This is a genomic window from Psychrobacter okhotskensis (genome assembly GCF_013248965.1).
GTDB lineage: Bacteria > Pseudomonadota > Gammaproteobacteria > Pseudomonadales > Moraxellaceae > Psychrobacter > Psychrobacter okhotskensis.
Genome location: NZ_JABRVQ010000015.1, coordinates 23,471 through 37,026 on the forward strand (window position 1 = coordinate 23,471; position 13,556 = coordinate 37,026).

10 protein-coding genes are annotated in these 13,556 nt (G+C 45.0%); 1 reads left to right on the plus strand and 9 read right to left on the minus strand.

Going from position 1 to position 13,556, the window contains the following annotated elements; genetic code table 11:
* Positions 1 to 237: 237 nt before the first annotated feature.
* The 7 genes from HQR03_RS08620 to HQR03_RS08650 form a co-directional block, all read right to left on the minus strand.
* Entirely contained in the window at positions 238 to 1,164 is a 927-nt protein-coding gene (locus tag HQR03_RS08620) for a bestrophin family protein (RefSeq protein WP_025650724.1), read from the minus strand.
* 332 nt (positions 1,165 to 1,496) lie between these two features.
* Positions 1,497 to 3,869 (minus strand): TonB-dependent receptor, encoded by a 2,373-nt coding sequence (locus tag HQR03_RS08625; protein ID WP_173239891.1) that lies wholly within the window; start codon positions 3,867 to 3,869, stop codon positions 1,497 to 1,499.
* Positions 3,870 to 4,053: 184 nt separating this feature from the next.
* Positions 4,054 to 4,269: a hypothetical protein gene (locus HQR03_RS08630; RefSeq protein ID WP_173239892.1), complete on the minus strand. Its 216-nt coding sequence runs from the start codon at positions 4,267 to 4,269 to the stop codon at positions 4,054 to 4,056.
* A 212-nt stretch (positions 4,270 to 4,481) separates the two neighbouring features.
* Positions 4,482 to 5,966: an MFS transporter gene (locus HQR03_RS08635; RefSeq protein WP_025650727.1), complete on the minus strand. Its 1,485-nt coding sequence runs from the start codon at positions 5,964 to 5,966 to the stop codon at positions 4,482 to 4,484.
* Positions 5,967 to 6,167: 201 nt separating this feature from the next.
* A complete protein-coding gene (gene fhuB, locus HQR03_RS08640) occupies positions 6,168 to 8,339 on the minus strand; it encodes a Fe(3+)-hydroxamate ABC transporter permease FhuB (RefSeq protein ID WP_173239893.1) in 2,172 nt (723 codons plus the stop codon).
* Positions 8,336 to 9,358, minus strand: a complete 1,023-nt coding sequence (locus tag HQR03_RS08645; RefSeq protein ID WP_173239894.1) for a TroA family protein — start codon at positions 9,356 to 9,358, stop codon at positions 8,336 to 8,338. The genes fhuB and HQR03_RS08645 overlap by 4 nt, the downstream gene beginning before the upstream one ends.
* Before the next feature lie 59 nt (positions 9,359 to 9,417).
* A complete protein-coding gene (locus HQR03_RS08650) occupies positions 9,418 to 10,182 on the minus strand; it encodes an ABC transporter ATP-binding protein (protein WP_025650730.1) in 765 nt (254 codons plus the stop codon).
* Between the two features lie 166 nt (positions 10,183 to 10,348).
* On the opposite strand from HQR03_RS08650, the gene HQR03_RS08655 reads away from it, so the two are divergent.
* Entirely contained in the window at positions 10,349 to 11,572 is a 1,224-nt protein-coding gene (locus HQR03_RS08655) for a siderophore-interacting protein (protein ID WP_173239895.1), read from the plus strand.
* Between the two features lie 322 nt (positions 11,573 to 11,894).
* Here HQR03_RS08655 and HQR03_RS08660 read toward each other — a convergent pair whose 3' ends face one another.
* Positions 11,895 to 12,926 carry a hypothetical protein gene (locus HQR03_RS08660; protein WP_101212861.1) on the minus strand — a complete coding sequence of 344 codons (1,032 nt, stop codon included), beginning with the start codon at positions 12,924 to 12,926 and terminating at the stop codon, positions 11,895 to 11,897.
* Positions 12,927 to 13,060: 134 nt separating this feature from the next.
* Positions 13,061 to 13,531 carry an acyl-CoA thioesterase gene (locus tag HQR03_RS08665; RefSeq protein WP_010199738.1) on the minus strand — a complete coding sequence of 157 codons (471 nt, stop codon included), beginning with the start codon at positions 13,529 to 13,531 and terminating at the stop codon, positions 13,061 to 13,063.
* Between the last annotated feature and the right edge of the window lie 25 nt (positions 13,532 to 13,556).

Below are 13,556 nucleotides of genomic sequence, written 5' to 3' on the forward strand. Positions count from 1 at the left end.
TTCAAGCATCACTGCCAAACATCGCTCTCAAACGTTATCCGCAAAAGATTAACCATCATTATTTTCTTAACTTATCGAGGTTAAGCCCTTCTCTTTTATATGCTCAGTCTTAAATAAATTTAAAAGACAGAAATCATTTCTCAGCCTCAAAATATAAGAAAGCCTGTCACGCTGGATATTTTATAGCATGACAGGCTTAACAAAGGCATGTGCTCAATCTAAGTGATAATAACTAATTTACTGTAAATAACCATCTTCAGACATTAATTCAGGGGGAAGCTCCGTCTCTCCCAATGCTTCGAGCAGATTGATTTCGATGGTGCGGGATATAGCAGTGAGGGGCAAGTGATTGGCAGCAACGCCAAAAGGATCGGTAATTTCTTCATTGAGTGCATCTAAACCAAAAAAAGTATAGGCAATGACACCGCAAACCAAAGGAGTGACCCAGCCCAAAGATGTTGCCAAGCCAAAAGGCAGCATAAAGCAATATAGATAGGTGGTACGATGCACGAGTAAGGTATAGGCAAATGGCAAAGGCGTATTATGAATGCGCTCGCAAGCTGCCAATACTATCGTCATCGAGGTCACACGCTCATCCATGTTCTGTATCATAAGATCTGATGATAGCTGCTGGCGTCGACTATATCCGAGCTTTTTACCCATTAGGCGCAGTAGATACTCGGGTAGATTGCCTGCTTGGCGCATACTAATGTGATGCTCCGGCTCTACAAATCGCTCGACATCCTCCCATGGAGACGTCTTGCGAAGCCTGTGCCGCAGTGCGTGCGTAAAAGCAATCGTCAGATGAATCATAGACTGCTGTGTGTGGCGTCCAGTCTCAGTTTCATCGTCTATAAAAGAGAGGACTTGGCGGGTAAAGCTACGAGCATCATAGACCAGTTGCCCCCATAAACACCGACCTTCCCACCAGCGTTGGTAGCTTGCATTGTTACGAAAGCCTAAAAACAACGATAAGGCGATACCAAGCAAGGTAAATGGCGCAGCACCATAAGAGGAAAAAGAGCTTGGGAACCAATGCTGAACCGCTGAAATGATGGCACTTAGTAGGGTAATCAGCAAAACTTGGGGGTAAATATGGGGTATGACAGAGCCGCGCAAAGTAAAAAGTATTCTGAATGCATTCGGTTTTTGCCAAACGATCATGAGAGCTTCCTATTAATATAATATTGGTACGCGCGGTATCAAATACATGATTTGATCGATGATGCGATTAGCCCATTTACACAGGCACTAGCGGCTGGGGTAATAATGACTGGCGATTTTAGCATTAAATCTTTTACCGCTGTTGAGGCAGTTGTGTAATAAGTAGAATACAGTTATTAAAAAATGGAATATTTAGGGCGTACGCCATAAAATTACCCCCATCAGTTGCATCCAACTGATGGGGGTAGGCTTAAATTCTTATATCAAATCTTTAGATCAAATCCTTTTTAGATAACGTAAAGGATTTGTAGGGCATGTCATCGTACCCTTCTTTAATAATCTACAGTGTAGCTCAAGCCGTAAGTTGTGCCCGAGGCAGGTAGACGATTCAAGTCGCCATAAGTTGTTTGATGATAGACCGTTAGATAATCCTTATTGAGTAAGTTATAAACCCCATAGTCTACTCGGCCTACTGGCATTTTTACTTGTCCCAAAACGTCTAGTGTCATATAACCTGTCACTGGCAATGCGCTAGAATCAGGGTCTTTCTGTTGATCCTTAAAGGCTTTATCATCACCGCCAATTGCTAACGCTTGTAGACGTACATTACTGCCTTCATCAAAGTTGTATTGCGCAAATGCGGTGCCTTTAAGTGGCGTCAAGCGCACGGCATCGAGCTCCAACCAATCGCCATCTTTGTCGTACTGACCACGGGTATAGGCGACACTGCCACCCACTTGCCATTGCTCATTAATATCGTGACTGAATGAGCCTTCTACGCCGTAGACACGCTCATCGGTATCGACCACTTCTACCGTATAGTCATTGGTAAAGCGTACCGTTTTGTCTGATTCGTTATAAAAACCGCTCAAGCGTGCCGCTGTATCACCGTGTTTTCCTTGCCAACCAAACTCATAGTTATTGGTTGCAATCGGTTGAACATTGTCTGAATTAACCACGAAACCGGCACGCACATCACGCAGTGCTCGCTGTATATCTGCGGTATCAAGACCTTGTGAAAAATTGGCAAACAATTGATCTTTCGGTGTTATCTGATAGCTGGTACCAAGATTGAAAAGTACTTTGTCATGGTCGGTGTTGCCTTTTTCTACGTCGCCTGCTTGATAGTCAATGCCATAAGCTGCACTTGTCCCGCTAATAGCAGCACTATTAAAATACTCTTCAAGCAGCTGCTCATAGATGGGCGTAAAGGTATCAGTCTCTGACTTCAATTTTTGGTAACGCACACCAGCACTGGTATGCCACTTGTCGGTCAAGTCAACATCTGCATTGACAAAAGCACCCCATTTATCGATGGTGGTATCTGGTCCACCACTGTAAGTAAGCCCATTGGTTTGGGCGGTCAAGCCATTACTAGCAATAAACGTGTTTAGATCTTGACCATAATAGGTCTGCTCACTGTTTTCGCGTTCGACATCCACACCATAACTAAATAGGGTATTTTTGCCTGCGATTTCGGTTTCAGTTTGCATCGCTGCACGCAGACCCATTACCTCAATCTCTGCTTCTGATTGAGTGACAAATGTTGCAGCGCTCTTTAGTTTTTTCAATGCAATTTCATCAGTGAGGCCATTTGCCTGCCATACTTCAGCTGCTTGGTCTCCTGCAGTTTTACCTGAAGGATAAAAACGACCCTTTTCGTTTCTGTAGTAGCCCGTTACACTTAAGCTAGAACCTGAACCCGCAAAATCATCATCACTATAATTTAAATTCACGGAGCTTTTTTCGGTATAAGGCTGGTTTTCTACGTTGGCGCCATCAACGGCTTTTAAAGATGGTGGTGCATCCTCAGGTTTTAACAAGACCTGTAAATTATCACCATAATCTGGGCCATAGTCAGTATCTTGCTTATCTTTATAGTAAGTCGCTGCGAGATCAAGACGTTGGGTATCCGTTAGCTCTACACCTAAGCTACCATTCACACTTAGTGACTCGGTATCTTGTTGATCCGTTTGATTGACATCAGGACTAACTCGGTCGCCTTTGCTATCGAACTTACCACCTTTGGTCTCATAATCAACATCTAAGCGTCCATAAGCCCGCTCGCCGCCATACCCTAAGGTTTGCCCTACATTATAGCCAAATGAATCTGAGTCAAAGTCGCGGCTACTACTAACGCCCACTCTGGTTTGTCTAATAGGGCCATAACCCACCAGAGATTTAGTCACAAGGTTAATCAGGCCACCTGACGCGCCAGCACCATAGATACTAGTGGCACCCGAAAGCACCTCTACCCGCTCAAGCTGTGACGTATCAATACTGTTAAGCTCACGTGAAAGACTGCGTGAACCGCTTAATGGTACACCATTTAGCAAAAACTGTACTGGACGGCCATGCATGGTGGTGCCGTAGTTACTGGTCGAACCACTACTGGCACCCAAGCTCGGAATCAGCTGTGCCAAGATGTCACCAGTAGTACGATTGCCTGTCGCCTGCATCTGCAGCTCATTTTCGGTAATTACCTGCGTGACGGCAGGCATCTCGCTAATTTTTTGTGCCAGAGCCGTACCTGTTCTGGCGTTAGCAGTGACCGTAATGGCATCCAAAGTCACGTTTGGCTCATCACTAGCAGCTGAATTTTCGACTGTATCTGTCGTTGAAACGTCGATATTAGTTTCTGCATATAGTTGTTGACTGATACAAAGCGTAAGAACGGATAGAGCAACTTGATGATGGCGTTTCATATTCACTTCACTTAATTGGAGGGTCAAATAGTGGTAAAAGTTATATTTAGCTAATAATACTGTGTGTACTAAGTTTGTGAATGATATTGTAAATGATAATCATTTTTATTTCTACAATTATTTACAATATTGTGAATGCCATCCTTGGCTAAAAGAGCTTGCTTAAGCGTTGTTTAAGTAATGGCTACTTAAATAGTTGATCTAACTGATTATGACGATAAGCATCAAAAAATAGCTGAAACTTAACGTCATCTTCGCGGTGTTTCTTTTGGCAGTCTGCTGATAGTTGTTGTGCCATGGCAGCAGACAATACAAACACCCCATCATTATCCATAATGGCAATATCGCCTGAGCAAATGGACGTTGTTTGTTCACTAAAGTAATAATAAATATTGGACACGACCTTCCCTTGTTCCTCATTACTTTTGAAGGTAGTAACGGCACTGATACCCTGTGCAAATACAGGGAAACCTAACTTACTTTTATCCAGTGGGTGAAAAGGACAATTGATTAATGATGCCCACTGCTCTGCGGCGATTAATGCCTAGTGCCAAAAATCAATGATATTTCCGTCTTGATAAGTTAAAGTAAACCCCGATACGGGGTGTTTGTTTATGGGGATCGTGGTAATTTGCACGCTGAAGGGATTGTGAATAATAAAATCACCGCGATGACCACCAGTATTTCTTGAATCGAGCTTGCCATGCCGTCACTACTACCTGCTGCTAATAACTGCGCACTTCGACTGCCTATATAAAGGGTGGACAGCGTGATAAATATAGTAGAGATGATACGGCGACTGATGTTATTAAGGGCGGCTCCCTCAGTGACCGCGTCTTTGGGTAAGCTGCTAAAACCAACGGTAGTGGTCGGCAGATACGCCAAACCTACCCCAATACCTCGCACACTCATAATTAGCATTAATAGCCAAAGCGTAGGCTGATACAAGCACCATGCCAGCATCAAAGTAGACAGCGCACTAATCGCAATTCCTACGATGCCAATCCCTCGGGCACCTTGCTTATCTACCATCTTGCCAGCGTAATGCGTGGTGATACTGGCCACGAGCGTCGCGACCATCAGGACAATACCTGTCCATAAAGCACTTTCGCCCATCACATCTTGTATCACCACGGGCAATAACAAGAGACACAGCATCAAACCGACTGTTTGGCTAATGCTGATGATATTACTGTGCAAATAGGTTTTATTATTGAACAAGCGCACGTTTAATAATGGATATTTCTGCCGCCGCTCATATGCCCACCAAACCATCGCGGACAGTAGAAACCCAATAGATAATAAACCCAACGTGGCTATCTTTAATAAGCCATCACTGCTGAGTAGCCCGCCAGTGAAGTCTACCTTCAGCGTACTCAGCCACACCATCATGGTCAATAGCCAAATGAGTAAGCTGATAAACCCAATGGTATCGAAAGGGCTTTTTTTATCATGTGAGCGCATATCAGGTATTAACCACCACACCATCGCCATGACCGCCGCACTGAGTGGCAAGGTAATGGCAAACAGTGTCCACCACGCAAACTGCTCAACCAAGTAAGCACCGACCAAAGGGCCAAACGCCAACGACATCATAATGACAATGCCCCATAGCGCCATTACTCTGCCGTGCTGTTTCTGCGGATAAATCTGATATAGCATACCAATAGACAGCGGGATAATCAGACCGCCACTCAGTCCTTGTATGGCTCTGGCAATGATGACAAAGCTCATGCTAGACGCCAGCATGCCAATGACTGAGCCCAGCATAAATCCAAAAATTGCCGCCAAATAAACATGCTTAAACGGAAACTTTTTGTTTAAGTAGCCACTCAGCATTAGCCCTACACTCATGGCCAAGACATAAGCATTTAACACCCAGCCCCCCATCACGATATCGACATCAAACGCCGACATAAAGACAGGAATCGCTGGATTGAGCGCACTATTACTAAAGCTGACCACCGTACCGCCGAGCAGTAGTGTCAGTAACACCTGCTGTACCTGTTTGTCGGTAAAGCCATTACCACTACTATTCGAGGCTTCGTTTATAGGCGACTCATTGGTAGATGCCTTATTTATAGGGGCGTTGCTCATTAAGCAGCGGCACCATAAAATTGGGTGATGGTCGGCATGACTTGCTCCTAGTTATTATTTGGCTAGCCTGACGAGCACGTCATCCAATCTTGCTGAAATTTAGCATCGTTATTCTTATCAAAATGCTGATCAAATAAGGTTAGATAAGCCTCTGCTGAATGAAGTCAAAATTGTCGGCTATTCAATGCTTGCAGACATGAGCTATCTATTTGCTGAGGCTGGCACCTTACGAATGAGCCATAAGAAATATCCACCACCGATAATGGCAGCAATCGTGCCCGCAGGCAGCTCATAAGGAAAAATAACGTAACGGCCAATCCAATCTGCTATCACCATTACCCCTGCCCCTAAAAGCGCAGCTAGTGGCAATTGCCGTTCAAGCTTCACAGCTCCCAGTGAAGTCGCCAAATGTGGCACCATCAAACCAATAAAACTCAATGGCCCGACCGCGAGTGTACTGGCCGTACTTAGCGCTGCTACCAATACCAATAGTGCAAGCGTCACTGGTGTCACTGCCACTCCCAAATTACGAGCGATTCCTGTACCCAAACCAAGCACGCGCAGCGGTTTTATAATCAGCAAACTGAGCGCAAATAAAATAAGGGCAATGCCAATAAGATACCAAACCGTACTCGGCTGGGCGCTATAAGTCGTCCCTGATAGCCAACTCAGCATCGCTTCTAGGCGCGGGTCACCAGATAATTTGACCATATGCATCACCCCATCCATCATCGCGGCAATACCGATGCCCACCAATAATAGATAGCCTGAGCTTACCTTGCGTGCCAGCCAAATGATTAGTAATAGCACAGCCATCGCCCCTGATAATCCTGATATCAGCAACATCCCTGCCCCAGCGGACAACCCCAAGCTTGGTAACAGCAAAAATCCTAAAATGACGCCAAGTGCCGCCCCCGAGCTCACACCTAAAACCTCGGGGCTTGCCATCGGATTACGGGTAAGCGTTTGCAATAATACGCCAGCGATAGCCAACATAAGACCCGTTGCCGCCGCGCTCAAACTGCGTGGCAGCCGATACTGCTGGGTGATCGCCCAATCCGTACTAAGCCCCCAGCCATTGACGTCTTGGACAAAAAGACAAGCCAGCATGATAAGTGCGAGCACGCCAATACCCCATCGCCAAAATGCGATGGATATATGCTTGCCTGTAAGCATCGGTGTCACGGTTTCTATACGCTCGCGGCGCTGTCGCAAAATCAGCCAAATAATCAGTGGCGCACCAAGAATACCTGTCAGCGCTCCTGCTGGAATTTGCATATCGAGTATCGGCTCTAACAGTAGCGCGACATTACTGGTCAGCCATAAAAGTAGCGCACCTAGAGCAAAGGCAGCTGCCAAGCGTTTGCTAATGGAGGAGATACCCAGCGCATTGACCAAACTGGCAGCACCAAGACCAATAAAACCAATCAGACCCACTTCACTAATGACCAAAGCCGTCACGATAGCCACGATGAGCACCACCAATGCACGTATACCATTAATAGGCACACCCAAACGCTTGGCTTGCAAATCATCTAAGCTCATTAGGGTTAACGGCTTTAGCAGCGGCAGACACACGAGCGCCATTACGACTGCCGTAATCGCCAGCATCGTACTGGTATGCCAGCTATTTTGTGCCAAAAAGCCAGCCGCCCATGACAGCATGCCATTGCTACGCTCAGCGAAAAACAACACCAGTACATTGGCAACGGCGGCGAGCAAAATATTCACCACCAGACCCGCTAATATTAAAATTAAAGGGTTAAAGCGACTGGGTGCTGCCAAAGCAAATACCAGTCCCATACTAATAAGCGCACCGGCAAAGGCCACATAAAGCCCACCATAAATCGCCAAGCTTGGCAAAAATAGCGTCACGATAAGCATGGCTAATTGTGCTCCCACGCCGACGCCTAAGGTGGTGTCTGAGGCCAATGGGTTTTTGACCAATTGTTGCAGCAAAATACTGACGACGCCCAGCAATCCCCCTGCCAATAGCGCCACTATACTGGTCGCCACTATATGCAGCTGCGTCGCCATACTGGTAATATCCAATTGCGCACTGGGCAGCAATAAATCGCTAACGGGCCGCGTCCACTCTTGATCTACTAATGCCCAAGCACTCCATAATGATAAAGCCGCTAGTCCGATGAGCATTACCCACAGTCGCCAAGACATACTGGCAAACAAAGAAGTCTGGAGATTTGGTTGGTTGGGTGGCAGCGATGACTGTTTTGATGACGTCAATGAAGATGACGACGATAATGGTTTTGGAGTCGTTACGATTTCAGAAGCTGATGTCATCGTATGAGCACTGTCAGTGTTGTTATTGATATGGTTATTGTGGTTGTTGTGAGTATCTGCATTGGCGCTCATAGTACATCCCCGCCTTTTAATGAAACTTCTGACAAGTTATTTGCTAGGCTGACCAATGACGACATACCACCATAAATCCATACCGGTGGTAGCTCACCCACACAGCGGGTATCGCCATAGCCTAGACGTTGCCAAACCAAACTGTCCTCAATCTCAGCCCGCGTTATCGGACTCAGCGGGTCTATAATTAACAGACAAGTCTCATCATCTAGTTGTGCCAAGTCGCCCATCCGTATGGGCACAAATCCCCAGCTATTTCCTTTACCTAATACCACCAGCTCCTTATCCATTTTGTCAAAAGCCGGCTTAAACAAGCTGTTGGTCACATACATACGCATATTATTGGCATCGGCAAACTGCACAACGGCGAATTTATTCACTTTGGGATAGCGCTGTCGAAACCGCTCACTGGCCAGATTAATGTCTTTATGACTTTTTACAATATAGTCTTCAGCCATCTTAGGGTTATCAATCAGTATGCCTAGCTCTCGCGTTGGTTCGGTATAGTCAGCCCACGTTGCCGTCTCCCCCTTGGCGGCAAACATCACAGATTCAGCAGGCACGTCCCCGTAGAGGTTGCGCGCATGCTTATAAAAGAAGTTATCCACCACCAGATTAACGGGTAATTGGGCGATGAGTTCTGCATTGGGTTGATAGCGAATGCCCAAATCAATAATTGAGCTCGGCAAGGTAGGCGTACCTACCCACCTGTCCCACACTCTGACATCGCCAGTGGCAATCGGTGGATGACCCATAGCGGTCAAGGTCGCCGCATTGCCCCAGTCAGGGGAGGCAATATTAATGGTGTCGTTAGTGTGGTTGGTTTCGCCAGTATGATTGTCTGCTTTTGCAGCATTTTTAGAATGTGACTCATCAAGCTGGTCAGCGCTTTGTGCGGTCGTTGCATTATTACAAGCCGTTAAGACTAAACATACTGAAACGGTTAGCCATTTTAGGGTTGTTAGTGGCAAAACGGTTGACGGTTTGGACGATTTATATTTATAAAAAACAGGACGCATAGAAGCATATCTTTGTAGGCGAGTTAAGAAGAAAGAATAAAAAAAGCAAATACCGAGCACTACGCCACTGCGACGGGCTGACCAGTGACTGGATGGCTAAGTAACTGCATATCGATATTGAATATATCGTGCAATATTTTGGGTTGCATGGTGCTGGACACATCACCGTTATGACAAACGTGACCGTTCTTTAGCGCAATGATTCGATCTGCATACTGCGCGGCCAAATTAATATCATGCACAATGATGACCACACTCAAACCTTGCTCATCGACTAAGCGACGAATAAGCTGAATAACCTCGATTTGATAATGTATGTCAAGGGCAGCCAGTGGCTCATCGAGTAACAGATATCTGGTATCTTGCGCCAGACACATCGCCAGCCACACTCGGGCGCGCTCGCCGCCTGAGAGAGTCGCGGTAATACGGTCAGCGAACGCTTCTGTTTGAGTCACTCTCAGCGCTTGCGCGACTTTTTCTTTATCCATTTGGGTTGGCTTTTGCAGCCATTTTTGATGTGGATAACGCCCTAGCATGATCAGCTCACGTACCGTAAATCCAGCCGCTTCAGGCAGTTGCTGCGGCAAATAAGCCATTTGCCGCGCCAGCTCTTTACTACCGTAATCGCTAATAGATCGCTCATCCAAAGTGATGCTACCGCTACTACTGCTCATCTCGCCTGCCAAAGCTTTAATCAAGGTCGATTTGCCCGAGCCGTTATGCCCTACTAGGGCGACCAATTGATTGCTGGCAATCTCACAGCTCACATTGTCTAGTAAAGTATTCCCTTGACGACTAATAGTCAGTTGGTTTGCACGTAGCATATAGGCACTCACGGTTAATAAAATTAATGGTCAATAAAAATCGTTGTCGGTAACTTGATATGACAATAAAAATCGATTTTACTCGCAAATGATAATAAAAACAATTATCATTACCAAAAAATAAATAATCTTGTTCCTCAATTCACTGTTGCTTGTGAGTATTAATATGACCGATGCCCTTTTAGCTGCGAACAAAAGCACGCCTAACCAAGTACGCCCCTACACCTTGATAAATGACCCTGAAATAACGAACATTATTGCTCATCTCAATGAAGAGCATCTTGATGAGCTACTTGGGTTTCTCGGAGTGTTTACCTCGCTGTCTTTAAACGAGCTTAATAACATAGACGTGCAGTTAACCGCTATCTACTCTGAGGGTATCGAGGTACAAGTACAGCCCAAAAATCAAGAACAACAGCCTACCGACTCTCAAAATAAAACTCTTTATGATCAGACTTTTTTTATTGGGTTTGCAACCCCCATTACAGAGCCTAATGAGTTACAAACCCAATATATTTTGCTCAAACAAAGAGCGGATAAAAAGCTGGGTAAAAAAAGTATCAAATTGACCAAGCAAACCTTTATAGTGCAGGACAGCTACAGAGTTAGCAAAAATATGCTGCGTCTTACATTAGGCGTGCCAGCATTAAGCCTTCCGGCATTAAGTGAAAACGACCCATCAAATACCAACCCAACCTCGATACCCATGAATGAGGCCGGTTATGCGTATTTGTTTGATTTAGAACACAACGTCATTGCTAGCAATCATATAAATAGCGGTATAAAAGACAGCTCGCACCCCGCTCGTCCACATTGTTATTACACCCTAAGAAAAGCATGGCAAAACTCTGATGGTCTGCAAGCATGGGTCGATGTCTTTGTCCATGGGAATACCCCGGGCGGGAATTGGGCGACAGCCTTGCAGGCAGGTGATACGGTTATCACTAAAAGGGAGTTTCCAGAGAAGGTTGAGCATTTGCGCGATGGCCAAGCGCTACTGATCGTCGATGAGACTTCGATGCCAACAGCAGCACGTTTGCTAGAGCTTTGGGACAATCCTAAGCCGCCATTGATTGTGTGTGTCACGCAAGACGCAGCCGATCAAAGCTATTTTGATGATATAAAAATAAATCACGATGTCAAAGGCAGTATTGACGGAAACTTTACCGTACTACCTATCGTAATCGGTTCAATAAACTCAGAGCAGAGTTTAGCCACGTTAATCGATAGCAAGCTAAGCGATTATTTGACTGAACATCCATTGCAAATTGATAAGGTTTGGGGCGCACTAGAGGCTAGCACGGTGAAGGCGCTGCGACCTATGTTAAGAGAGAGATTTGAGCTCAACCGTGCAGAAGTCGTTGTGAAAGTGTATTGGCGTCAAGACTGAGTCGACATAAATGTAGCATGGGCTGAATGGGCCAGAACTTTTGAATGATGCTAACGAGACTATAGATAGAATTGGTTTACTATAATTGTGATACAAGAAAGACGACACTTATAAGCCTTTGCCAAACTGAGACTTTCTTAAAAACGGTGTCATTGCTTACAATCTCTTAACAACCAAATAAGCAATGACTAACCAAAAGAACTTTAACCAGAAGGTATGTTGAACCTAATCCGAATACAAAGAAGGTAAGTGAAAGTACGATAAATAGTCGACTAAGCGCCTGAGACCGTATCGGATTTATACATGATTGACTATATTCAGCTTAGAATTCGTATTTGGCCATTATTTCAACTTGCTGACCTTTTTTTACCTGTGACAGCGTTTTGTCGCTACGATCCCGCCACTCAATACCAATGTCTAGATCTGGTAGATACTCATAGACAAGGTTGATACTTTTTACATTTACAGAAGTATCTGCCTCATCATCCACCATAATTTCACCATAGCGCATGTTGCTCATCAGTTTCTCTGTGAACTTGTGCCTGTAACCGACCGTGTAGCCCGTTTGCGAGACAAGCTTACCGTCTTCCGCATCACAATCTAAATCGCCCGTCGTGCCAAGGGCTCTTCCAACACAGACGGTAGAATAGACGCCCATCCCTTTACCGTTATATACGCTCGCATGTAGCGAGTCATTGCCCAGTTTTAGTTTACCCGCCAAAGAAGCACCGACGCCTACATCCGAATCGTCTCCATTTTTGGCCTCACGAGCAGTGACCGCCACATTATAGCTAAGATCAGATATATTATTCTTGTAGCTAACTACCATATCAGGCAGATTGGCTTCATCATAAACAGGGTCTTGAGCGGTAAAACGAAACCCTTTATGAGTGTAGTGCACCGTCAAATCTGGACGAATATCAGCGCCACCACCAGAGATGGTGCCCAATCCCGTGCCCCGAAAGTCAAGCTGATCAGTCAAAAGTGGGTAGACCGCTAAGAACTGACCATTCCACGTCTTACCGACGGTCAAATCATCGACCTGAACATAAGCATGGCGGAGCCGCAAGTCTGAACCACCATTTGCGGCATTACCATAAAAGTCGCCTTCAATAAAACCCGTTAGCTTTTTATCCTCTACATTCTTCGTGGTTTTAACATTAATCCGAGATTGTCGTCCACTTCCTTTGAACTCAGACTCCCCTTCATCGGGAGAATAAAATATGCCTTCCGCTTTAACATAACCACCGATACTTAAAGTGGTATCTCCATTGGTGACAAGATCTATCGCTTGTGCCTGTACGCATGCTCCAAGAACAGCCAAACCAAAAGACAACTTTTTGATATAAAGCATAATCTACACATTCCTTGTGTTGTTTGAAAATCCATTTAAGTTAATTTAAATTCATTAAAATCTCTGCTGCTACCGTGCTTTTAATACCATAACTATCAGCGCCACCTTTTTGTGTAAAACCCATGCAGCCTATTTTAGTTAAAACTTTCAAAAGCAGTAATCGCGGCTTTTTTGGTGTCATCGATATTTTTCTTTTTTCCACTGGTTTTATCAAGATATACCAGCACGGACTCACCCTTAGCGACGATGGTATTCAACACCGTACTATAATAGGTATATTCATGAATCAAGCTGGCATTACCAATTTTCTTAACTCGAACCCCAATCCATAAGGTATCGGGGTGAGTCACGGGTTTGAAGTATTGACAGGATGATGCTGCCATGACGGAAAAAGTGTTTTCATTAAATAGATTTAATTGACTGTTGTAGTAAATTCGAGCGTTTTGGGCATAAGTGTAATAGACCACATTATTGACGTGACCAAAAGCATCCATATCGCCCCACGCTACTTGTTGAGAGTAGATAACCGCGAAGCCATGCATGGGATGGTTTTTGTCTTTATCCAGCACCTCTTGGATTTCCGGTAATATAGCTAAAGCTTTCATAGTTTTTTCGTCTCGTCATGCCAGT